At 38.9% G+C, this 24,581-nt stretch carries 25 protein-coding genes and 1 other annotated feature; all 25 genes read right to left on the reverse strand.

The genetic code is table 11. From position 1 onward, the window contains the following. Positions 1–3: 3 nt before the first annotated feature. Positions 4–537 carry a transcription termination/antitermination protein NusG gene (gene nusG, locus MHI40_RS18675; protein WP_093537878.1) on the reverse strand — a complete coding sequence of 178 codons (534 nt, stop codon included), beginning with the start codon at positions 535–537 and terminating at the stop codon, positions 4–6. A 101-nt stretch (positions 538–638) separates the two neighbouring features. Next, a complete protein-coding gene (secE, locus tag MHI40_RS18680; RefSeq protein ID WP_093537879.1) occupies positions 639–824 on the reverse strand; it encodes a preprotein translocase subunit SecE in 186 nt (61 codons plus the stop codon). A 41-nt stretch (positions 825–865) separates the two neighbouring features. Next, complete coding sequence (rpmG, locus tag MHI40_RS18685; protein ID WP_411748183.1) at positions 866–1,066, reverse strand: 50S ribosomal protein L33; 201 nt, start codon at positions 1,064–1,066, stop codon at positions 866–868. 21 nt (positions 1,067–1,087) lie between these two features. Next, complete coding sequence (gene sigH / locus MHI40_RS18690; RefSeq protein WP_407691716.1) at positions 1,088–1,729, reverse strand: RNA polymerase sporulation sigma factor SigH; 642 nt, start codon at positions 1,727–1,729, stop codon at positions 1,088–1,090. 68 nt (positions 1,730–1,797) lie between these two features. Further along, positions 1,798–2,307, reverse strand: a complete 510-nt coding sequence (locus MHI40_RS18695) for an NYN domain-containing protein (protein ID WP_093537880.1) — start codon at positions 2,305–2,307, stop codon at positions 1,798–1,800. A 4-nt stretch (positions 2,308–2,311) separates the two neighbouring features. Continuing rightward, positions 2,312–3,082 (reverse strand): 23S rRNA (guanosine(2251)-2'-O)-methyltransferase RlmB, encoded by a 771-nt coding sequence (rlmB, locus tag MHI40_RS18700; protein ID WP_093537881.1) that lies wholly within the window; start codon positions 3,080–3,082, stop codon positions 2,312–2,314. Beyond that, positions 3,083–3,502, reverse strand: coding sequence for a Mini-ribonuclease 3 (locus MHI40_RS18705; RefSeq protein WP_093537882.1), 420 nt, complete (start codon positions 3,500–3,502; stop codon positions 3,083–3,085). A 4-nt stretch (positions 3,503–3,506) separates the two neighbouring features. After that, a complete protein-coding gene (gene cysS, locus MHI40_RS18710) occupies positions 3,507–4,907 on the reverse strand; it encodes a cysteine--tRNA ligase (protein ID WP_340764103.1) in 1,401 nt (466 codons plus the stop codon). Beyond that, positions 4,888–5,559 (reverse strand): serine O-acetyltransferase, encoded by a 672-nt coding sequence (gene cysE / locus MHI40_RS18715; protein WP_340764105.1) that lies wholly within the window; start codon positions 5,557–5,559, stop codon positions 4,888–4,890. The genes cysS and cysE overlap by 20 nt, the downstream gene beginning before the upstream one ends. Before the next feature lie 53 nt (positions 5,560–5,612). Then, positions 5,613–5,830: a binding site (T-box leader), on the reverse strand. A gap of 59 nt (positions 5,831–5,889) precedes the next feature. Beyond that, complete coding sequence (gene gltX, locus MHI40_RS18720) at positions 5,890–7,353, reverse strand: glutamate--tRNA ligase (RefSeq protein ID WP_340764107.1); 1,464 nt, start codon at positions 7,351–7,353, stop codon at positions 5,890–5,892. A 127-nt stretch (positions 7,354–7,480) separates the two neighbouring features. Further along, the gene (gene ispF / locus MHI40_RS18725; RefSeq protein ID WP_093537886.1) at positions 7,481–7,960 is read right to left on the reverse strand and encodes a 2-C-methyl-D-erythritol 2,4-cyclodiphosphate synthase; all 480 of its coding nucleotides are present in this window, start codon (positions 7,958–7,960) and stop codon (positions 7,481–7,483) included. Position 7,961: 1 nt separating this feature from the next. Next, positions 7,962–8,654, reverse strand: coding sequence for a 2-C-methyl-D-erythritol 4-phosphate cytidylyltransferase (gene ispD, locus MHI40_RS18730; protein ID WP_093537887.1), 693 nt, complete (start codon positions 8,652–8,654; stop codon positions 7,962–7,964). Positions 8,655–8,720: 66 nt separating this feature from the next. Further along, positions 8,721–9,809: a PIN/TRAM domain-containing protein gene (locus MHI40_RS18735; RefSeq protein ID WP_093537888.1), complete on the reverse strand. Its 1,089-nt coding sequence runs from the start codon at positions 9,807–9,809 to the stop codon at positions 8,721–8,723. A gap of 192 nt (positions 9,810–10,001) precedes the next feature. Continuing rightward, complete coding sequence (gene radA, locus MHI40_RS18740) at positions 10,002–11,372, reverse strand: DNA repair protein RadA (RefSeq protein ID WP_093537889.1); 1,371 nt, start codon at positions 11,370–11,372, stop codon at positions 10,002–10,004. A gap of 157 nt (positions 11,373–11,529) precedes the next feature. Then, positions 11,530–13,980, reverse strand: a complete 2,451-nt coding sequence (locus MHI40_RS18745) for an ATP-dependent Clp protease ATP-binding subunit (protein ID WP_093537890.1) — start codon at positions 13,978–13,980, stop codon at positions 11,530–11,532. After that, a complete protein-coding gene (locus MHI40_RS18750; RefSeq protein ID WP_093537891.1) occupies positions 13,977–15,071 on the reverse strand; it encodes a protein arginine kinase in 1,095 nt (364 codons plus the stop codon). Before MHI40_RS18750 ends, MHI40_RS18745 begins: the two co-directional genes overlap by 4 nt. Next, positions 15,061–15,609, reverse strand: coding sequence for a UvrB/UvrC motif-containing protein (locus MHI40_RS18755; protein ID WP_340764114.1), 549 nt, complete (start codon positions 15,607–15,609; stop codon positions 15,061–15,063). Before MHI40_RS18755 ends, MHI40_RS18750 begins: the two co-directional genes overlap by 11 nt. Positions 15,610–15,625: 16 nt before the next feature. Then, a complete protein-coding gene (locus tag MHI40_RS18760; RefSeq protein ID WP_093537893.1) occupies positions 15,626–16,099 on the reverse strand; it encodes a CtsR family transcriptional regulator in 474 nt (157 codons plus the stop codon). A 218-nt stretch (positions 16,100–16,317) separates the two neighbouring features. Continuing rightward, positions 16,318–17,373: a ribosome small subunit-dependent GTPase A gene (rsgA, locus tag MHI40_RS18765; protein ID WP_340764117.1), complete on the reverse strand. Its 1,056-nt coding sequence runs from the start codon at positions 17,371–17,373 to the stop codon at positions 16,318–16,320. A 308-nt stretch (positions 17,374–17,681) separates the two neighbouring features. Further along, positions 17,682–18,641: an ABC transporter ATP-binding protein gene (locus MHI40_RS18770; protein ID WP_340764120.1), complete on the reverse strand. Its 960-nt coding sequence runs from the start codon at positions 18,639–18,641 to the stop codon at positions 17,682–17,684. 11 nt (positions 18,642–18,652) lie between these two features. After that, on the reverse strand, positions 18,653–19,576 hold the full coding sequence (locus tag MHI40_RS18775; protein ID WP_340764122.1) for a C40 family peptidase: 924 nt from the start codon (positions 19,574–19,576) through the stop codon (positions 18,653–18,655). An 11-nt stretch (positions 19,577–19,587) separates the two neighbouring features. Further along, on the reverse strand, positions 19,588–20,670 hold the full coding sequence (locus tag MHI40_RS18780) for a dipeptide epimerase (RefSeq protein WP_340764125.1): 1,083 nt from the start codon (positions 20,668–20,670) through the stop codon (positions 19,588–19,590). 13 nt (positions 20,671–20,683) lie between these two features. Beyond that, the gene (locus MHI40_RS18785; RefSeq protein WP_340764127.1) at positions 20,684–21,607 is read right to left on the reverse strand and encodes a S66 peptidase family protein; all 924 of its coding nucleotides are present in this window, start codon (positions 21,605–21,607) and stop codon (positions 20,684–20,686) included. Between the two features lie 135 nt (positions 21,608–21,742). Next, on the reverse strand, positions 21,743–23,395 hold the full coding sequence (locus MHI40_RS18790) for a peptide ABC transporter substrate-binding protein (protein WP_340764128.1): 1,653 nt from the start codon (positions 23,393–23,395) through the stop codon (positions 21,743–21,745). A gap of 56 nt (positions 23,396–23,451) precedes the next feature. Next, positions 23,452–24,576, reverse strand: a complete 1,125-nt coding sequence (locus MHI40_RS18795; RefSeq protein ID WP_340764129.1) for an ABC transporter ATP-binding protein — start codon at positions 24,574–24,576, stop codon at positions 23,452–23,454. Between the last annotated feature and the right edge of the window lie 5 nt (positions 24,577–24,581).

The raw sequence follows: 24,581 nt of genomic DNA on the forward strand, positions 1-24,581 counted from the left end.
AAATTATATTTTAATAACTTGTTCGAAGTCTAGTTCCATATTAGTTTCGCGACCAAACATGTCTACAGACACAGTTACTTTGCCTTTATCTAGATCAATCACTTCTACCTTGCCTTGGAAGTGCGCAAACGGTCCTTCTAATACTTCTACCAATTCTCCAACCGTGAAGTCTACTTCTACTACGCGATCAGCGTCACCCATTTGTTTCAACATAGATTGAACTTCTTCAGGAGCTAAAGGTGTTGGTTTTGTTCCGCCACCTGATGAACCAAGGAACCCAGTTACACCCGGCGTATTTCTAACTACATACCAAGCATCATCTGTCATTATAAGTTCTACAAAAACATATCCAGGAAACGTTTTTCTTACAACTACACGCTTTTTGCCATCTTTAAAGTCTGTTTCTTCTTGTTCAGGGATATATACTCGGAATATCTTATCCGACATACCCATTGTTTCTACTCGTTTTTCTAAGTTCGCTTTTACTTTGTTTTCATAACCAGAGTACGTATGAACCACATACCAATTTTTTTCCATAGTGTCAGGACTGATCGTCCGTCCCCTCCTTTTCTCAAGACAAATGAAAAAACCCGTTCGTTTAGTAGACGGGCTATTTTCAAATATTTACATACTAGTTATTATAACGCTAAATACCAACGGAACAATTCAGAGATACCTAAGTCTACCACAGCAAAAAATACAGCCGCCGCTACTACAGTAGCAAGCACAATAACAGTGTATTTAGAAAGCTCTTTACGTTTAGGCCAACTTACTTTTCTCATTTCACTCATTACATTTTTGAAAAACCCACCAACATTAGCCATTTAGCTAAACCCCCACACAAAAAATCTATCTTATTTTCTATTCATAACGTTTGTTTGTGAAGCGTATGCGCATTGCAATGTGCACAATACTTTTTCCGTTCAACTCGGATTACATTTTCTTTAGATAAAGGAATCGTATAATTACGATTGCCACATTGGATACAGCTTAAGACAGTCTTTTTTGCCATATTATCACCTTTTTTAAGCATATAAGTCTTTTTCAAGATTATCATCTTACACATACCATGTCAACAAAATACCAATTAAGCGTAATTACTATCAATCTCCATATAACGTTCTAGTTTACGCTTCACTCGTTGTAATGCATTGTCAATCGACTTAACATGACGATTCAATTCTTCAGAAATTTCTTGATAAGATTGACCGTCCAAGTATAAAGTAAGTACTTGTTGTTCTAATTCACTAAGTATTTCTGCCATCTTGCCTTCCATATAATCGAAGTCTTCTCGATTAATGATTAATTCCTCCGGATCATCTACAACTGAACCAGCAATCATATCCATCAATGTTCGATCAGATTCCTCATCATAAATAGGCTTATCCAATGATACATAAGAATTTAGCGGAATATGTTTTTGTCGAGTGGCTGTCTTAATAGCAGTTATTATTTGTCGGGTGATACATAGTTCGGCAAATGCCCGAAAAGAAGCAAGTTTCTCCTCTTTAAAATCTCGGATTGCCTTATACAACCCAATCATACCTTCCTGGAGGATATCTTCTTTATCGGCCCCTATTAAAAAGTATGACCTTCCCTTCATGCGGACGAAGGAACGATATTTTGTTATTAAAAAGTCTAGCGCTTCAGTGTTTCCTTGATGTACCATCTCTACAAGCTCTTCATCTAGTAAACTATCTAATTGTAGATTCTGCTCTGTCTTTTCCAATGAAGTCACCTCAGCTAACAAGAATATTATTCCAAGTATACAGGAAGGAAATTTATAGCGTCAATGAATCATTTCATTCCTCTTCGCCATTTTTCGAAAATTTCCGCAACTTCTGCTGTTAATGGGATATTAGAAGCGGGTTTGTCATCCTGAATAGTTTTCACTTTTTTTGTTATTTTGGAGGAAATCGACAACATCTCAATTTCTAATTCTCTAGCTGACTTTCTAAGGGCCCCTTGGCCAAATATGACCCTTTGCTCAGTCAGATCAGATGTAGCTACGTAAATCTGGACTCTTCTACCACTCAATTCTTTCGTTAACTTTTCAATACGCTCATCTGCAATTTCGTTTTTTCTCGTATAAATAACTTCTACGTTATATTGCTTCTTTTTATTTTCAATACCAGGCACCAAGTGTGCGTCGAAAACTACAATGACTCGGGTACCTGTATATGCTTTGTATTCTGCCATTAGCTCGATCAAGCGGTCTCTAGCTTCTAGTAATTTCACTTCTTTTAACTTTCTTAACTCGCTCCATGCGCCGATGATATTATATCCATCGACAAGTAAAATTTGCATCTTGTTAGCCTTTTAAGGGATTTCTGACGCGCCATATTTCGTATAACAACACAGAGGTCGCTACCGAAGCATTAAGACTCGTCACATGACCGACCATTGGCAAATAGTAAAGAAAATCGCACTTTTCTTTTAACAGTCGACTCATACCTTTACCTTCACTACCAATAATGAGTGCCAAGGGTAGGGTCGCATCCATATTTCGATAATCAGTAGACTTTGCCGCATCAGTGCCCGCAATCCAAACCCCACGCTCTTTTAGTTCATCTACCGTTTGTGCCAAATTAACCGCTCGGTAAACTGGAATATGCTCTATAGCTCCTGTAGACGCTTTTGCAACTACCGCTGTAAGTCCAACCGCTCTTCTTTTCGGAATAATAATTCCGTGGGCTCCAACAGCATCTGCCGTCCGCATGATAGAACCAAGATTATGAGGATCTTCAATTTCATCTAAAATAATAAAAAGTGGATCCTCTTGTTTGCTAGCTGCTAGGTCAAACAAATCATCTAATTCCGCATAACGGTATGCGGCAACTGAAGCAACTATTCCCTGGTGATTTGCATCTGTTAAGTTATCCAGCTTTTTTTTAGGAACAAACTGTACAATTATTCCAGCATCTCTTGCTAATTGAATAATTTCTGTTACCCCACTTTTTTGAATGCCTTCTGCAAGCCAAACTTTGTTCATATCTCTACCTGCTCGTAGTGCTTCTACTACAGGATTTTTCCCTGCAATAAGTTCTCCAGTTTGTTCACTTTGATCGTTTATCTCTGTCATTTATTTTTTCGCCCCTTTCTGTTCATCTATAAAGTTAATAGAGAAATCCAGTACTTCTTGCAAACGTTCTGTTTGTCCACTCAAGTATAGACTACCGATTACTGCTTCAAACGCTGTACTGTGATGATAAGTAATAACATCTGTATTTTTAGGAACTGAACCAGACTTTGCATTACGACCTCTTCGTAGGACAGCTTGTTCATCTTCCGATAAAAAGTCCTTTTCCATCATTTCTCTTACTAACGTTGCTTGCGCTTTAGCTGACACATATCTAGTAGCTTCTTTGTGCAAGATATTCGGTCTGACTCGTCCAGAAAGGATGAGGTGTTCTCGAACGACTTGTTCGAAAACAGCATCACCCATATAGGCAAGTGCTAAGGAATTTAGTTGTTTTACATCGGATGGTTTTAAATTTTCCACCAGTTTATCCTCTTTTCCATCGGATACCCTGTGCAGTATCTTCCAAAATAATATTTAACTCTTTTAATTGATCTCTAATTTCATCGGCACGAGCAAAGTTACGGTCTTTCCTAGCTTGATTGCGTTCTTCAATCAATGCATCAATTTCTTCATCCAGTACTTCCTTTTCTTTCGCAAACGTTAATCCCAGTACAGCATTCAAATCATCCATAACTAAGATAAATTGTTTTAATACAATTTCAGATGTTTGTTTTTCTAGTAAATACGTATTCGCAAGTTTCGACAATTCGAAAATAGCCGCAATACCATTCGCTGTATTAAAGTCATCATCCATAGCTGTTTCAAACTGTACTTTTACATCTGCAATTTTTTGTAACCAAATGTCATCATGATCCCCTAAATTTGCAGTGGTACTTAATCTGTGAACTAAGTTATCATAAGCAGTCCGTATACGATCCAAACCTGCCTCCGCTTGCTCCACTAATTCTTTTGAATAATTAATGGGATTTCGATAGTGAACACTCAGCATGAAAAGACGTAATACTTGTGGATCTATTTGCTGACGAATATCATTTACCAATACAAAGTTGCCGAGTGATTTCGACATTTTTTCATTGTCTATATTTATATACCCATTATGCATCCAATATCTCGCAAATGTCTTACCGGTTCTCGCCTCGGACTGTGCAATTTCATTTTCATGATGTGGAAAAGTTAAGTCTTGCCCGCCCGCATGAATATCAATCGTGTCTCCTAGTATTTCTCGGGCCATGACAGAGCATTCTATATGCCATCCTGGACGACCTTTCCCCCAAGGACTTTCCCAATAGATTTCTCCTGGTTTTGCTGCTTTCCAAAGTGCGAAATCTAGTGCATCCTCTTTTTTGACACCCGTTTCAATTCTAGCTCCGACTTTTAAATCGTCTACCGATTGATGAGAAAGTTTACCGTATCCATCAAATTTTCTCGTACGATAATAGACATCTCCATGCGATTCATATGCATAGTCTTTTTCCTCTAATACTTTAATAAATTCAATAATTTGATCCATATGATCTGTAACTCGTGGATGTGAATCTGCTCGATTACAGCCCAGTGCCTCAACATCCGCAAAATAAGCGTCGATAAAACGTTCCGTGAGCTCTGAGACTTCTTCTCCCAGTTCATTGGCCGCTTTAATAATTTTATCATCTACATCTGTGAAGTTTGAAACATATGTCACTTCATATCCGCGGTATTGTAAATACTTCCTTACCGTATCATAGACGATTACAGGTCGTGCATTCCCAATATGAATATAATTGTAAACAGTTGGTCCACATACATACATCTTAACTTTGCCTTCTTCAAGCGGTATAAACGGTTCTTTTTCACGTTTTAGCGTATTAAAAATTTGGATTGTCATGACTATTTTCCCTCTTCTCTTTCGTCAATTGGTCTATTTCTTTTTGGAGCTTCTCTATTTTGTTTTCCATTTGTTTGCAATGGTCGGTAAATGGATCTGGTAGGTCCTGATGATCTAAATTTCGCTTCACTTTTATACCATCTTGAATTACGACTACACCTGGGATCCCAACAACAGTAGAGTTAGTAGGTACATCTTTTAATACAACAGAACCTGCCCCGACTTTACTATTTTCACCAATGATAATAGATCCTAATACTTTTGCTCCAGTAGCGACTAGCACATTATTATGAAGAGTAGGATGTCTCTTTCCCTTTTCTTTTCCGGTACCACCTAGTGTGACACCTTGGTAGATCGTGCAATCATCTCCAATTTCACAGGTTTCTCCAATGACCACTCCCGAGCCGTGATCTATAAAAAAGCGTCGCCCAATTGTCGCCCCTGGGTGAATTTCGATTCCTGTAAAAAATCTACTAATTTGTGATATGGCGCGTGCTAAGAAAAAGAATTTCTTTTTAAATAAGGCATGTGCAACTCGGTGACTCCAAATTGCATGTAGACCTGCATAAGTTAAAATAACTTCTAACTTGCTATGTGCTGCTGGGTCCTGTTCAAATACTACCGCAATATCTTCTTTCATTCGTTTGAACACATGATTACCTCCTTTCATTTACTCCATAAAAAAAGTCCCTGTCTATAAATATAGACAGAGACGCAATAGCGTGGTTCCACTCTGATTGGAAAACAGAAAAAATTTTCCCACTTAGCATCTTTAACGCAGATGATACGTTCAGCCTACTTAAAAGTTCGGCATGACGCTCTAAGGTGCATTTCAGTAACTCATAAGCTCAGACCACTTTCAGCCGGTGATGGTCCTCTCTAAAGAACGTGCGTTACTTACTTCTCCTCGTCTTCGCTTGCTATTCATTTTGCTTTCGAATTTGTAACACCATTTTCACACCTTGGTAGAGGAAAGTCAATCTTATTGTTTTGCAAATTTGGCAACACGAGCGATTACTATTTCTTTACCAATTAGACTGATTGCATCAGCTAGTTCAGGACCGTGCATTTGACCAGTTGTTACTACACGAATTGGCATGAAAAGATTTTTCCCTTTATGTCCAGTTTCCTTTTGTACCACTTTAATAGCAGCTTTAATCTCCGCTGGTTCAAATGTCTCTAAGCCCTCTAGCTGTACTTTAAATGCAGCCATTACTTCAGGAACCTGTTCTCCGGCCAATACTTCTGTCGCTTCTTCAGTATATGCAATGTCGTGATCAAAGAATAGTGATGATAATTCAACAATCTCCGCTCCAAAACTCATTTGATCATGGTAAAGTGCAATAAGTTTTGTTGCCCACGTAAGTTCTTCTTCTGATAGTTCAGTTGGTAGCAATTCTGCTTTTTGTAAATGTGGCAATGCTAACTCAACTACTTTTTCTAATGGCAACTGTTTAATATATTGGTTGTTCATCCAAGTAAGTTTTTGTTTGTCGAACATTGATGGTGATTTAGAAAGACGTGATACATCAAAGTTTTTAATGAATTCTTCTTTAGTGAAGATTTCATCCTCCCCTTCAGGAGACCATCCTAATAGGGCAAAGAAGTTAAACATTGCTTCTGGTAAATACCCTAGATCTTTGTACTGTGTAACAAATTGGATGATTGACTCGTCACGTTTTGAAAGCTTTTTACGGTTTTCGTTGATGATTAACGTCATATGACCATACTTAGGATATTCCCATCCGAACGCATCAAAAACCATCAATTGTTTTGGTGTGTTCGATAAATGTTCTTCCCCGCGGAATACATGAGAGATTTCCATAAAGTGATCATCTAATACTACAGCATAGTTATAAGTTGGAATTCCGTTCGCTTTCACTAATACCCAGTCACCAACATCTTTAGATTCAAAAGTAACCTCTCCACGAACTAAATCTTCAAAGGTATAAGTTACATTTCCCGGTACACGCATACGAATCGTGTACGCTTGTCCTGCTTCTTCTTTTGCTTGCACTTCTTCTGCTGATAAATGACGGCATTTACCATTGTACATTGGAGCTGCAATACCTTTTTCTTTTTGCATTTCACGTTCTGCTTCTAGTTCCTCTGATGAACAGAAACATTTATACGCATGGCCTTTTTCTAACATTTCTTCTGCATGCTTTTTATATATATCTAAACGCTCCATTTGACGGTAAGGTGCATAAGGTCCACCAATATCTATGGATTCGTCATATTCGATTCCTAACCATTTTAAGTTTTCAAGTTGAGATAACTCGCCACCCTCTACATTACGCTCAATATCCGTATCTTCTATACGAACGATGAATTTCCCGTTATGGTGACGTGCATATAAATAGTTAAATAATGCTGTACGCGCTCCTCCTATATGTAAAAATCCTGTTGGACTGGGTGCGTAACGTACGCGAACTTCTTGTGTCATAAGTGTATCCTCCTAGTTTTCTTTCCATCAAATTAGCCTTGGTGCAGTTGCACTTATTTAAAGTATAAGGCAACTAACAATGACTTTAACTTAATCCATTCTACCACTGGTTATACGTTTATTAAAGTTAGTCCTTTTTCAGAAGTAATATTGTTGCCATCGATGCTATTCCTTCTTCACGTCCTGTAAATCCAAGTTTCTCGGTTGTTGTAGCTTTCACATTTACCTGAGAAACATCTGCTTGAAGCAACTCCGCTACACGCGCACGAATTGTTTCGATATGTGGTGCCATTTTTGGCTTTTGTGCAATTATTGTACAATCGATATTTCCTAACTTATACCCACGAGCGTCTACTAGTTTCCAAATATGTTCTAGTAGCTTGGCTGAATCTGCGTCTTTAAAGTCTGGATCTGTATCCGGAAAATGTTTGCCGATATCTCCTTCTCCTATTGCACCTAAAGCAGCATCAGTAATTGTATGTAGTAATACGTCTGCATCTGAATGACCAATTAGTCCTCGTTCATAAGGAATATCAATTCCTCCTATTATTAACGGACGATTATCCGCAAATTCATGTACATCGAATCCTTGTCCAATTCTCATCATATTAATATTCCTCCTGCTCTCGCTTATTTAATATTGCTTCTCCGTATAGAAGATCTTCACTCGTTGTCATCTTGACATTATCATAGGTACTTTCAACAATATGAACTCGCTCTCCTAATCTTTCTACGAGCATTGCTTCATCCGTCCCAAGAAAATTATCCTTCTCAGCTAATCTTTCCGCTTTTTCTAATATTGTATACCGAAAAGCTTGAGGCGTTTGAATAATCCATAAGCTCTCTCGATCGACCGTTTCTTGAATTATACCATTTTCTACTTTTTTCATCGTATCTTTTGCCCGAACAGCTGCAACTGCTGCTCCAGACGTGTTTGCCTTTTCCACTAATTGTTGTATCACTTGCTGATGAATAAATGGTCTTGCCGCATCATGAACAAGGATGATTCCTTTAGATGAGCTAACTTTTAATGCAGCGTATACACTATGCTGGCGCTCTTCTCCACCTTCTGCGATGTCGGAAACCTTTGTAATACAATGCTCTTTTAGAAGCTGTTCAATAAAAGCCTTTTCCTCTTTCTTTACGGCTAATACTATTCGCTCACAATTAGGATCTCTTTCAAAAACGCGTAAAGTGTGTATCAAAATAGGAATATTGCGTAGCTCTAAAAACAATTTATTTTGACCAGCACCCATTCGCTTCCCACTACCCGCAGCTGGCAATAAAACAGTATATTTCATATTATTGGACCTCCGTTACATAGAAAAAGGGCGTATTCCTTTTGCAAAGGAAACAACCCTTCTTCGTTATTTCGAGTCTTGTGGTTTTGCAAATATCATTCGACCAGCCGACGTTTGAAGCACACTTGTCACTTCTACATTTATAGCCTGTCCAATGTATGCTTTACCGCCTTCTACAACAATCATCGTTCCATCATCTAGGTATGCGACGCCCTGATTGTGTTCTTTTCCATCTTTAATAACGACAACATGCATTATTTCCCCGGGAATAACAACAGGTTTCACTGCATTTGCCAAGTCATTAATATTTAAAACTCTTACTTGATGCAGGTCACAAACCTTATTTAAATTGAAATCATTCGTTACAACAATTCCATTCATCTTTTTAGCTAGACGAACTAATTTCAAATCTACCTCTTGTATATCTTCAAAATCCTCTTCCACGATTAATACAGCAGAAGATCGTTCTGTTTGAAGTTTTTTTAATACATCTAAACCACGACGACCTCTAGTTCGTTTAAGCGTATCTGAAGAATCCGCAATATGCTGTAACTCCGTCAAAACAAATTGAGGAACGACTAGAACACCTTCGATAAATCCAGTTACCGATATATCTGCAATGCGACCGTCAATAATAACACTAGTATCTAGCAACTTATAAGTTCCTAAACTCAATTCTTGGGTATCGTCGTCCATAGTTTTCTTCTTGCTAGTACTTTGCTTAGAAGGAGTGAAAACTTGAAGAAGTTCATCGCGCTTTTTAAAACCGACTTGGAAACCTAAGTAACCTAACACAATCGATAACAGCACGGGTACTACTGATCCAATTCCTGGTATAGCAATATTATTAAGTGCAGAACCTAGGAAAAAGGCAACAATTAAACCAATAACTAGTCCGAGCGTTCCGAATAACAAATCTCCAATTGGCGCTTTTAATAACCGTTCTTCCATCCATTTGATAAAATTAATCAAGTAGTCGGTCATAAACAATGCAGCCACATACAACAAAATTGCTCCTACTAAAACAGATACATACGGATTGTGAATCCAAGGGTTGTTAGATAAATTAAAAAGCTCATATAAGTGCGGTAAGAATAGTAACCCCAATGTTCCACCAATTAAAACAAAAGCAATTTGGATAATCCATTTTAACAAGCATGCCACCTCCATTAATTTCATTATACTTGCATCTTTCCCAATAAGTCTAATCAGACAAGCGCAGTTGCCCACTCTATTCCCAAAAATAATGGAAGAATGCTGGATAAAGGCTTCCTTTGCCTTTATCCGGCATTTTGAAACTACTTGATCGGTTGGACACCAGAGCTAGACATATAGAATGCCTTATTATTATGAAAATGCTTCTTTCATCGCTTCGTTAACTGTTTCGATTCCTATAATTTGAATGCCTGGAGGGTAATCCCATCCTCCGAGGTTTGAGGCCGGTACAATCGCTCTTTTAAAGCCAAGCTTTGCAGCCTCTTGAACACGCTGTTCAATTCTAGACACCCTTCTCACTTCTCCAGTTAAACCAATTTCTCCAATAAAGCAGTCAGTTGGTGTAACCCCTGTATCTCGGAAACTTGAGACGATACTTACTAGGACGGCTAAATCGATCGCAGGTTCATCTAATTTTACTCCTCCCGCCACTTTTATATAAGCATCTTGCGTTTGGAGTAGTAATCCCATTCGTTTTTCCAGTACTGCCATTAGTAAGGAAACACGGTTTTGATCAATACCAGTAGCCATACGTTTCGGATAATTAAAACTAGATTGAGTCACTAACGCTTGAATTTCTACTAAAATAGGTCTGGTACCTTCCATCGAGGCAACAATTGCAGATCCAGCTGCTCCATGAGACCGCTCCTGAAGAAATAATTCAGAAGGATTAAGTACTTCTTTTAATCCGGATTGGACCATTTCAAAAATGGCGATTTCATTCGTAGAGCCAAATCTGTTCTTCTGAGATCTTAAAATACGGTACGTATGGTGACGTTCTCCTTCAAAGTACAAAACAGTATCTACCATATGTTCCAATATACGAGGTCCTGCAATTTGTCCCTCTTTTGTTACATGTCCCACTAAAAAGATTGCTACATTTTTAGTTTTGGCAATTCGCATAAGCTCTGCTGTACACTCTCGAACTTGTGATACACTTCCCGGTGCACTTGTTACATCGGGATGATGAACAGTTTGAATAGAATCGACAATAACAAATTTCGGCTCTACACTCTCAATAGTTTCATTGATTAACTCCAAGTTGGTTTCAGCATAGATATAAAGCTCTGCTGATGTTACCCCTAAACGTTCTGCCCGAAGCTTCGTCTGACGGATGGATTCCTCTCCCGAAATATACAGTACTCTTTCTCCTTTATTCGCAAGTAAAGCAGAAACCTGCAAAAGAAGGGTCGACTTACCAATACCCGGATCTCCACCTATTAATATTAACGACCCAGGGACAATACCACCGCCAAGCACACGATTCAGTTCAGCAAAGTCAGTTGTCACTCGTGGTTCATCAGCTGTTACTACTGAAATTATTGGGGTCGCCTTCTGTGCTGTGCCATCTGAATGCTGAAACGAGCGTTTCGGGCCTTTGGATACTATTTCCGTTTCTTCTACCATTGTGTTCCATTCACCGCATCCAGGACATCTTCCCATCCATTTCGCGGACTCATATCCACATGAATTACACATAAACTTCGTTTTCTTTTTAGCCATAATACCTCCTACTATGAAAAGCACAAGCGCCTCTGAAAGAATTGCAATAATGACGACCTCTGTCTTTATTGACTAGTCTGCAGCAATCGAACTGCTGCTTCCAGGGCTAACAGTTAAAAAGGGCATTCCGGAAATATTTTTCGGAATGCCCGCTATATTAACCTTCTGTAACTAACGATTTAGTGCTACGAACCACAAATTCATTGTCTTCTACATCAAATATTACATGTTGCCCGTCTAATACTTCTCCTTTAAGAAGTTCTTCGGATAGACGATCTTCTACATGTTTTTGAATTGCACGGCGTAGAGGACGTGCACCGTATTCTGGTTCATATCCTTCAGTTGTAATTTTGTCTTGTGCTGCTTCTGTAATCTCTAATTCAATACCTTGTTCTTTCAAACGTTTAGATAATTGCTCTGTCATAAGTGAAACAATTTGTTTTAAATGCTCTTTTTCAAGCGAATGGAACACAATCATTTCATCTAAACGGTTTAAGAATTCTGGACGGAATGCTTTTTTCAATTCTTCTAGCATTTTGCCTTTCATATCTTTATAATCCGTTTTGCCACCTTCTGTTAAGTTAAATCCAACGTATTTATTGAATCTAAGTGCATCCGCACCAACGTTTGATGTCATAATTACTACTGTATTACGGAAATCTACTGTGCGACCTTTAGAGTCTGTTAATCGTCCATCCTCTAACACTTGAAGAAGAATATTAAAGACATCTGGATGTGCTTTTTCAATTTCATCTAACAGGATAACAGAGTATGGTTTACGACGTACTTTTTCTGTCAATTGCCCACCATCGTCAAAACCTACATATCCTGGAGGAGATCCAACTAGACGAGAAGTTGAATGTTTTTCCATGTACTCAGACATATCTACTCGAATCATTGCATCTTCGTCTCCGAACATCACTTCTGCTAAAGCGCGAGCAAGCTCCGTTTTACCTACACCAGTAGGTCCCAAGAAGATAAACGAACCAATAGGACGTTTCGGATCCTTCAATCCCGCGCGAGCACGACGAATAGCTCTTGAAATTGCATCCACTGCTTCACTTTGACCAATTACTCTTTCATGCAATTTATCTTCTAGTTTTAATAACTTTTCAGATTCCGTTTGTGCTAATCTAGACACTGGTACCCCAGTCCACATAGAAACGACTGCTGCGATATCTTCTACTGTTACTTCAGATTCTTCTTTTCCTTGTTTTTCTTTCCAATTGTTTTTCATTTTCTCTAGTTCATCTTTGAGCTTCTGCTCTTTATCACGGAATGATGCAGCTTTTTCGAATTCCTGACTTTGAACTGATGCATTTTTTTCAGATCGGATTGCTTCTAGTTTAGCTTCTAATTCTTTTAGATTAGGAGGTGTTGTATATGAACGTAAGCGTACCTTAGAACCCGCTTCATCTATTAAGTCAATTGCTTTATCTGGCAAGAAACGATCAGAAATATAACGATCAGACATTTTCACGGCTGCTTCAACTGCTGCATCCGTAATCTTCACACGATGATGAGCTTCATAACGATCACGTAAACCGTAAATAATTTGAATCGCTTCATCTACTGAAGGCTCATCTACTTGAATTGGTTGGAAACGACGTTCAAGCGCGGCATCTTTTTCGATATATTTTCTATACTCATCCAATGTTGTTGCACCAATACATTGAATTTCTCCACGAGCAAGAGCAGGCTTCAAAATATTCGAAGCATCAATAGCACCCTCTGCTCCTCCAGCACCAATTAACGTATGAAGTTCATCAATGAATAGGATAACATTACCTGCTTGGCGAATTTCATCCATCACTTTTTTCAAACGATCTTCAAATTCCCCACGATATTTTGTGCCAGCAACAACTGTACCCATATCTAGTGTCATTACACGTTTATCGCGTAGGATTTCTGGCACTTCATTTTGGACGATTTGCTGTGCAAGCCCTTCAGCAATAGCCGTTTTACCAACACCTGGCTCTCCAATTAGAACTGGATTGTTTTTTGTACGACGAGCCAAGATTTCAATTACTCTTGTAATTTCTTTACTACGACCAATTACAGGATCTAATGTGCCTTCTCTTGCAATTTGCGTTAAGTCACGAGCTAGGCCATCTAGTGTCGGTGTACTAGCTGGAGCTGTTCCATTGTTACCATTGCCGTGTGCTTGCTCTGTACTACCTAATAATTGAAGTACTTGTTGACGAGCTTTGTTTAAACTTACTCCGGCATTATTTAGTACACGAGCAGCTACGCCTTCTCCTTCACGGATTAATGCAAGCAATAGATGCTCCGTTCCAATGTATGAATGCCCAAGTTTTCGAGATTCATCTACTGAAAGTTCAATCACTTTTTTGGCGCGAGGAGTGTAGTTAACAATTGGGCCAACTTCTTCTTTGCCTGCTCCTACTAGTTCCTCAATCCCTGCTTCAATTACTTTTAAATCTACTTCTATTGCCTCTAATGCTTTTGCAGCAATTCCACTACCTTCTCGGATAAGACCAAGTAATATATGTTCTGTTCCAATAGATTCATGCTTCAAGCGTATAGCCTCTTCTTGTGCTAGTTGTAATACTTTTTGAGATCTTTGTGTAAAACGATTAAACATCATTCAGATTCCTCTCCCTTTGTTTTCTGTTTTTCTTCTTTTTGCAATCTTTCCCTTAACAGCTTCGCGCGAAACATATCCCGCTCAGAAGTATTCAATGAAGTTCCTGCATATTTTTGTAGAAATCCTGGTTGCATAAACACCATACATTCATTCAAGATAGATACATCAACATCTTCTATGAGTCCCATATCTATTCCTAATCGTACATCCGATAGGCATCTCGCTGCTTCATCCGTTGCCATGATACGGGCAAATGATAAAGTTCCTAGAGATCGATATAGTCGGTCTTCTAGTGTATTGGCCGAATGCTTTAGAAGTGCATCTCGTGCTTCTCTTTCTTTTTGAATAATTTGTTCGGTAATACTCTGAAGATCAGCAAGTATGTCTTCTTCTGACTTACCAAGTGTGGTTTGGTTGGACACTTGATATACATTACCGAGCGCTTCACTACCTTCTCCGTAAATTCCTCTAACAACCATTCCAAGTCTTGAAATGATCGTAACAATTCTGTTCATTTGTTTGGTCATCGTTAATGCCGGTAAATGCATCATGACAGATGCACGCAAGCCAGTACCTGTATTTGTAGGACAACTTGTCAAATAACCAAACTGCTCGTCAAACGCATATGGTAATTCTTTATCTAGTACACGATCTAACACATCTGCTTGTGCATAGGCTTCTTGAATTTGAAGCCCTGGAAAAAGACATTGTATACGAATATGATCCTCTTCATTGACCATTACACTAACCGATTCATCATTTGATAATAAAACCGATCCAGTCATAGGCGAGTTAGCGAGCTTTGGACTGATTAAATGTTTCTCTACTAACACTTGGCGACTTAGTTCCGATACATCTTTTATATGAATGGAAGAAAATTGCATATCTAATTCGTCACTTGCATCTAACAAAGTGGCAGATACAGATTGGTCAATTTTATGCGCCTCGTCTTCTGTAAATGCCAAAGGAAAACGGTAACCATTCAGATTTCTAGCTAACCGTATTCTTGTACTCATCACGATATCTGAATGCTGTCCAACACCAGCCATCCAACTGGAAATGGAGTTATCTAAAAAGTGTTCAATTGACATTCGTTTGGTCACCTCCTCCTGTTGAAAGTTGACTTTCCAAATCTCTGGCTTCATCTCTCAACTTTGCGGCTTCCTCAAAACTTTCCGTGGCAATAGCATCTTTCATTTGAGAGCGAATGGCTTCTATACGTTTCTTTAAAGCAATCTTCTCTCCTAGTGCACCTGGAGCCTTCCCGGTATGCTTCGTGTTTCCATTATGAAGTCGCTTAAATACATTCGGTAACTGAGGGCGAAAACTGTTATAACAATTCGCACAACCAAATTTTCCTTCATCTAAAAAACGCTGGATCGACCAACCACATTCATCGCATACAATTATATTTTTTTGTTGTTTTTGTTGCATTGGTTGTTGTTCTGTTTGACTAAACCAGTTCGATAGTAGTTGATGTAAAGATAGTGGATCTTGTTTGTACTCAACGTAAAACGGGTGGAGGCTATTTGCACAGACTTCACAATAATGTCTTTCAAGATGTTCACCATTATGCACTTGGGTAACCGTTACTTTCGCCGGTCTTTGTTTACAATTTTCACAAATCACCTTTAACACACCCCGTTCATTTTTCACTTTTTTCATATTTTAACGTTAATAACATGGCGCATAAAATACGAGACCTTAGTTCATCTCTGGCAGGTAACGGAATCACCAGAGTCGTTCTATTTAAAGCTGCTAAAATGAGTTTTGCTTCACGTTTAGTAATAACATCTTCATCGATCAATCGAAAAACGATATCTTCCGTGACCGATTCTGAAGCCCCATTTTCTAGTGTTTGTATAATATGCTCTATTAGATCAGCTTTTGTATGAGCTCGAACGCGGAGGATTCGAATATATCCCCCTCCACCTCGTTTACTTTCTACTAAGTATCCGCGATCTTGGGTAAATCGTGTATTGATTACATAATTTATTTGAGATGGAACACACTGAAACTTCTCCGCGATTTCACTTCGCTTAATTTCGATTTGTTCCTTACTTCCTTCTTCTATAATAGCCTTCAAATACCCTTCAATTATGTCAGATATATTTTTCATCTTCTCACCTCTTCTCACAAACTGACTTTGACTAACTTTGACTATATTATAACGAGAATTTTTTGTATGTGCAATTGATACGATTTGCACTTAAAAACAAGAAAAAACTACAAACCATTGTTTGTAGTTTAGGATATATTATTATGACTATTCCTATTCAATAAATCTTTTTTATCTTTCTTGAATAACTAATTGAACCTTCTATAGCTACAGCTAAATTAAATTTTCTTTTTATAATTATTTCGTTGAGACTTCGTAACTTGCTTCCAGTTATTCGTTTCTGCTTGTTTGGCTGCAGCATCGCTTTTGCGGTCGATATGCGCAAGCTCTCGCATCAGTTTTACATAACTCTTGTATCGTTCTTGTTTAAGAGTACCATTGTCAATAGCCTCCCGAATTGCACAACCAGGCTCTTTTACATGCTGACAATCACGGAAACGGCAATCTAATGCTAGGTCTTCGATATCCTGAAAACTAGCACTCACCCCATCACTTGTATCCCAAAGTTGAAACTCTCTCATCCCAGGTGTATCAATTAGTAAGCCACCTTCAGGTAACAGCGTCAACTCTCTATGAGTGGTTGTATGGCGCCCTTTACTATCATCTTCTCTTATATGATTGACAGTCATTACTTCTACACCTGACAAGGCGTTTATCAAGGATGATTTCCCAACTCCGGAAGAACCTAAAAGTGCACCTGTTTTATGAGAGGCTAATAGACTTCCTAATCGATCGATACCTTCGCCGGTCACACTACTCACTGCAAATATATCCACACCAAATGCAATAGCCTCTACTTCTTTCATATAATATTCTAGGTCTTCACAAGCATCTTTTTTCGTTAATACCACGATGGGGGTCGCCCCTGAATCCCATGCTGCCAATAGATATCTCTCTAATCTACGAACATTGAAGTCATGATTAAGCGACATCACTAGAAATACAAAATCAACGTTTACCGCAATTAGTTGAATTTCTGTCGTCAATCCAGCCATTTTCCTAGAGAACTGTGAACTGCGAGGAAGTACTTCATGGATTATCCCCTTTTCCTCACCAGGCATCCGATCGAGCACTACCCAGTCTCCAACTGCCGGAAATGCTTCTCTATCATTCCCAAATTTAAATTTCCCAGAAAGTGAGCATAGTAGCTCTCCTTCATTGGTCATAACTCTATATAAATTTTTATGTTCCAGTAGTACGCGACCTGCAGTTCCACTACCTGTCATTTTTTCTTCCCAATTATTATTCCAACCATATTGTTCGATTAAATTCAATTCAATTTCCCCCTAATTTCCGTATGAATAATGCCCAAGCCACATTAATAGAGCTATAAGCTAAACAATAAAAAAACCATGACTGCACGAATCTGCAGCCATGGTTCCCCGGTCATTAGTAAAGAAGCATATATCTGGTTAGAGACATACGGAGTGGGACATCATAAACTTACAGATTCGTGGATACGTATATTCATTTGCCATGATGCCTCACTCCTTTCTTTTCGTTATTTTCAGAATACTACAAGTATTAGCATTTTGTCAATATAAATTATGCAAGATACGTATTTGTAATATGGGTATCATTATTAATTATAAAGATGACATCCTACAAAATGACCTGGTTCCTGTTCCTTCCAGGCTGGCTTTTTTTCCGTACAAATGGACATAGCATGTGCACATCTCGTACGGAATACACAACCTGAAGGTGGATTAATCGGGCTCGGAAGCTCTCCATGCAAAAGAATACGTTCTCGTGACTCCTCTATGTCAGGATCTGGAATGGGAATCGCAGATAACAAAGCCTGTGTGTACGGGTGTAGTGGATTTTCATACAACTGACTACTAGTGGTCATTTCTACCATATGCCCTAGGTACATGACCCCTATTCGGTCAGAGATGTACTTGACCATCGATAAATCATGTGCGATAAACAAATAGGTTAGATTTTTTTCCTTTTGTAGTCGTTGGAGCAGCTTCACTACTTGAGCTTGAACTGACACATCCAAAGCTGAAATAGGCTCATCCGCAATGATAAACTCAGGATCTAATGCAAGCGCTCGAGCTATGCCAATACGTTGACGCTGACCTCCTGAAAATTCATGAGGATATCGATTAGCATGGTCTCTGTTCAAGCCCACATCCTCTAGTAATTCATACACTCTAGACTTTAACTCTTCCTTTTTGTATAGTTTATGTATTTCCATCGGTTCAGCAATAATTTCAAACACAGTGGAACGTGGATTTAAAGATGCATACGGATCCTGAAAGATCATTTGCATCTTTTTCAAGTAACCTCTTCTTTCTTTGTCAGTCATCTCATGCACATTTTCATTTTCAAACAGAACTTTTCCCTCTGTTCTATTGTACAATCCTAAAATAGTTCGGCCTGCTGTGGATTTACCACAACCAGATTCACCCACTAGACCAAATGTCTCCCCTTTGAAGATATCAAAACTTATCCCATCAACAGCCTTCAACGTCTCCCCATGTCCAATGTCAAAATGGCGCTTCAAATCTTGAACAGACAATAGAACTTTTTCCGTCATTTAAATCCCCCCTAAACGGCATATCTTCTAACTGCACAAATCTCCTTTTCTAACAGAGATCCTGCTAGCCTTAAAATTTCTACTGTTTTCCCCGTTGAATGCGAATGCAATAGTTGGCCATCCCCATAATAGAACCCAACATGCCTTACCGTTCCCGTCCCTTCATCATTCGCAAAAAATAGTAAATCCCCTTTTTTCCAAAGCGAAGGGTCTTGTATAGAAATTTCTTCTCCCGTTTTAGCCTGGTCACTTGCATCTCGAGGAATTATATAACCACAAGCCTTCAACATATTGTACGAAAAACCCGAACAATCATAGCCATATGGAGACATGCCGCCCCATAGATATGGTAAATCTAAATAATTTTCCCCTAAAGCCACCGCTTCCTCTGCAGACCTCTTCGGAATCTGATCCACAGAAGATGCAAATTGGGCATGTACTTTCGATAATAACGCTTTGCCGTGTGGCGTAAGAACAGTATAAAATACTTCATCCTCTGAGATTATCGGTAGAATAGTATTAAAGGCTAAAACGAGTAGCGGATTATGTTGTAAATCCCAGAGCTGTACTTTTGCAGAAGAAACTCTGGCGGAACCCTTGACATCCACTCGCTTTGTAGGTTGTATTTGCGAAAGCGGGATCCAACCTGGATAACCACGACTATCTTTTTTAGAGGGCTGCCAAATGGCAACAACTTTTGCCCATTCCCCTACTATCTCCTCCACAAGCACTGGTTCTCCGTAAAGTAGCTGCGTTTGCACACGATTTTCATCACATAAAGCTAACCTTTGTTTATACGGTAGTGCCTCAAGCCATTCCACCAATAACACAGGATTTGAGATTGCCGGAATATCTATCTCCCTGGCAGAGTTTGGTTCAGTCCAAATAGTTCCCACCTTTACAGCACAAACCCATTCTTTCTTTTCCACTGGCATCTTTTTGCCTCCTAATCCAAATTCACATGAACAATCCCTAATCCTGGTTCGTTGGAGAAGGTCATATCACTCTTATCATAGATAACGCCACCGACTATTAAATCATTTTTTAGCATTAACGGTGCGTCAAAGTCAAAATATCGAATATTCGGCTGGCTAGCTGCAAAATGAGCAGCCGCTGTGATTCCCAATTTCGTTTCAATCATGCTGCCTACCATACATTTCACCCCACTTGCCTCTGCAAGTGTATTTATTTTTTGGGCGTGATAAATGCCACCCGATTTCATCAGCTTTATATTTATCAAATCAGCAGCTCGCATTTTTAGAACTTGTTTAGCATCCTGCACAGAAAAAACACTTTCATCCGCCATAATTGGAGTATATGTATGATCGGTAACATACTTTAGCCCTTCGAGATCCCAAGCAGGAACTGGCTGTTCTACAAATTCAATTGATAGTCCTGTATCCTCCATTAAGCTAATTGCTTTTACGGCCTCTTTAGCATTCCATCCCTGGTTAGCATCGAGCCTTAACTTTGGCGTCATTCCCACACGATCTCGAATAGCACGAATGCGTTGGATATCATCTTTTATCTCACCAATACCTACCTTGACCTTTAGAACTTTAAATCCATCCTTTATATACTGTTCTGCATCATCCGCCATCTCGCTAGGGTCATTCACACTAACTGTAAAATCGGTTTCTAGCTTTTTCCGATAACCTCCAAGAAATTGATATAAAGGAAGACCTGCATGCTTAGCCAGTATGTCATATATGGCCATGTCTAATGCCGCTTTAGCACTTGTATTTCTGACTAAGGCTGTGTTTAGTTTCTGGAATATCTGCTCACTTTGTAAAATGTTCATACCAATCAATTGAGGTGCAATTATCTCGTTAATAGCGTATCGAATACTGTCCATCGACTCGCCTGTAATTACATGTGTCGGTGGAGCCTCTCCATGACCTACTATGCCATCACTCGTCGTAATAGTTACATACACTGAGTAAGCCGTCGTCACAGTTCGTAGAGCAGTTTTAAATGGTTTAGTTAGAGGGACTGCCACATCAAAGGTTTCAATTGATTTTATATACAATCTCGTCTCCTCCTTATTCAACTCCAGGTAATATAGTTAGAGATAAGTTATTCGCATCCAATTCTGCTTCCATTCCAAGTGGGACGGCAAAATGAGGCTCGCAATGTCCTATTTTAAATCCTTTCACTGCAGGCTTACCTAATTTTCCAATGTAGTGATCAAACACTTCGTCTAAAGACAAAGTAACCGGCCTTTTTTTAGGTTCTGCACCACTAAAATCCCCAATGACAAACCCAGCTGCCGCATCTAAAATACCAGCTTGGCGTAGTTGGTTTAGCATACCATCTACTTTGTAAGGCTCTTCCCCTACATCTTCTATCAGGAGAAGTTTTCCTTTTGTATCTACCTCATATTTTGTACCTACACCATTAGCAAGTAATGATAAATTTCCTCCTGTAAGTTCCCCTCTTACGATACCTGGAGAAACTTGTGCCAATGGAGAGATTGCTTCAGTATAAAATAGCTCCATTGGATTAAACAACTGTTGAAACATTTTTTTGGATAGCTCGGAGAACGTATCTTTTCCCACATCTGAAGCTAACATTGGTCCATGGAAGGTGACGATATCCGAATATAGATTCATACCTGTATGTAGAAAAGTTATATCAGAGTAACCCCAAAAAACCTTTGGATTCTCATGCATCAATTGAAAATCGATTTGATCTGTGTAACGTGCAGAACCATAGCCTCCACCCGCACAAATAATGCCTGCAATATTTGGGTTAGCGAACATCTCATGTAAATCTTCTAAACGTTCCTCATCAGTGCCAGCTAAGTAGCCATGTACATTTTCTAGACTTTTTCCTAATTGATAAGATAAGCCAAGCTCCTCTAAAAAAGCAAAAGAGCCCTTTAAGTTCTCTAGATTCGGTGGACTTGAAGGAGCAATAATACCGATAGTATCTCCTTTTTGCAATCGTTTTGGACGGATTTTCATATGTAATTTCTCCTTTATAATGAAGCCTTAATAAACCAACTCACTGCAAATTTTAACATATCTAATAGGAAAGAAAAGGGCGGTACCAAATGAGGCACCGCAGCTTTCGCATAGTTGCTAGGGCTTTTCTGGCAACTATTCTTTGTCAGCCCACTTTAAGTCCATATATCCAACTGGATGTCTTACGATTCCTGAAATTGTTGGTTTTTCAAGTGTTACTTGGTTGTAATAATGTACTGGGAAAATTGGCATTTCGTCCATTAATAACGTGTCTGCTTGAATAAGCATTTCCCAACGTTTTGCTTCGTCTGTTTCATTTTTTATATCAGCGATTAGTTTATCAAATTTTGCATCTGACCAAGTAGTACGGTTCATAGAGGAACCTGTGATGAAGCTTTCTAAAGCATTCACTGGATCTGCATAGTCAAATAAGAAGGAAGAGCGAGACAATTGGTATTTAAACTCTTTTTGCTCAGTCGCAAACACACTTGCTTCTACATTTTGTAATACTACATCTACTCCTAAAACTTCTTTAAATTTACTTTGCAGTGCTTCCGCTATTTTCTTATGAGTATCACTTGTAGAATAAGTTAACGTTACTTCAGGTAACTCTGTGTACCCCTCTTCTTTCATACCTTCAGCTAAAAGTGATTTTGCTTTTTCTGCATCAAAGCCTACCAGTTTACCAGCTGTTTCTCTGAACTCCTTACCATCAGGCCCTACAAATCCATAAGGAACAAAGCCCTCTGCTGGTTTTTCGCCATTTTTCGTTACAAACTCTACGATTTCTTGTTGATCAACCGCTAAACCAAAAGCTTGACGGATTTTTTTATTTGTAAAAGGCTCTTGTGATACGTTGAAACGGTAGAAATATAACCCTGCTTGATCTTCATTTTTCAATTCAGGAGAATCCAATAACTGATCTGCCAATTCCGCCGGTACACCAGATACATCTAATTCCCCTGTTTCGTACATTTGGTATTCGGTATTGGAATCATCAACCATAGCCCATTCCACTTTATCCAGCTTTACAGTATCGGCATCCCAATAATTTTCATTTTTTGCAAATGTAAAGCTTACATCATGCTCCCATGCCGTTAACTTGAACGGGCCATTTCCTACGAATGTATCTGCTTCTGTATACCAGGTTGCATTCTCAGTAGCCACTTTTTCATTAACTGGGAAAAAACTTGGGTTAGTAATGATGTTTAAGAATGCTTCTGTTGGAGCATTTAATTTCACTTCAAATACTTTTTCCTCTACCGCTTTAATAGCAACGTCCTTAGCTGCGCCTTCCCCACTATTATAGGCTTCTGCTCCATCAATGAAATACGCTAAAAATGCTGCTGGGGAAGCTGTTTCCGGATTTAACATATGCAACCAACCATAAACGAAATCACTTGCTAATACAGGCTCACCATTAGACCATTTCGCATCGTCGCGAATTGTAAATGTATACGTTAGACCATCTTCTGTAACATCAATTTTTTCAGCTGTTGCAGGTTCTGCTACATGGTCCTTTGACAGCCGTACAAGTCCTTCCATTAGATTATTCAATGCATTCCAAGAAACCGCATCAAATCCTACAGATGGATCAAATGATGTTGGTTCATTTCCATTATTTAATTTGAGTATTTTTTCTGTTTCAGTTTCTACTGCTGTTTCCTTCTCTTCTCCTTCGTTTCCTGTATTAGTTTCCTTTTTTTCACCCGCATCTTTCGTGGCTGTACAAGCACTTAACACAAGGACAAATAATGCTACTACAAATAACATTAACCATTTCTTCATCTTAGTTCCCCCTTTGTAATATATATGTGAATGCACTAAAGCGCGCTCATCCTATTTTAAGATAACTCTTGTAATACTTTTGCACGTTCGTCCTGAAGCCAACAGTCAACCGCATGTGATTCAGATATCGTTGTCGTAAAAGGATAAACATGATCACATACTTCCATTGCATACGGACATCTTGCCGTGAAAGGACATCCTTTAGGTGGTGAAAATAAATCTGGTGGCGTCCCTTCAATTGGTTGTAATTCTTCCTCAACCAAGTCCAGACGAGGAACTGAATTTAAAAGCCCTTTTGTATATGGATGCTCCGGTGTGTAAAATATTGCACGTTTATCCCCAATTTCTACTACTTTTCCGGCATACATTACGGCAATTCGATCAGCTATTTTCGCAACGACTCCTAAGTCATGAGTGATTAATATAATGGAAATATTCGATTTCTGTTGAATCTCTTCAAAGAGTTCTAATATTTGTGCTTGGATCGTTACATCTAGTGCGGTAGTTGGTTCATCCGCAATTAGGAGCTCCGGCTCACATATGAGCGCAATAGCAATCACAATTCTTTGTCGCATTCCTCCTGAAAATTGATGAGGAAATTGCTTTAAGCGCTCTTTAGGATTGGGAATTCCCACCAGTTCCAACATTTCTATCGCTTTTTGTTTCGCCTCTTGTTTACTTACTTTTTTATGCGTTCGAAGCCCTTCTGTTAATTGCTCCCCAACCGTGAGCGTTGGGTTTAGTGCTGTCATAGGATCTTGGAAAATCATCGATATGTCTACCCCTTGAATTTTCCGCAGTTGCGGTTTCGACATCCCCGTCAACTCTTTCCCTTTAAAAAGAACACTACCATTCTTAATAACCCCGGCAGGCTCCGGTATTAACCCCATAATGGCATTAGAAGTAACACTTTTTCCACATCCTGATTCCCCTACTATAGCCAGTGTTTCCCCTTGATGAAGATCGAAACTAACCCCCCTAACAGCTTCTACCTCTCCACCATACGTTCGAAAAGAAACTTGGAGATTATTTACCTGAAGTACTTTTACATCTGACCTTACCTTCTTTGCTTTCTTTCTATTCCTTTGCGTTTCAGAGGTACCTACTGGAAGTGATTTATCTACTTCATTAACTCGCTGTTTTACGTGTTCCTTCGCAATATCTAACTGTTGTTCATTCATCCAAT

This window comes from Psychrobacillus sp. FSL H8-0510 (assembly GCF_038008345.1).
Classification (GTDB): domain Bacteria; phylum Bacillota; class Bacilli; order Bacillales_A; family Planococcaceae; genus Psychrobacillus; species Psychrobacillus psychrotolerans.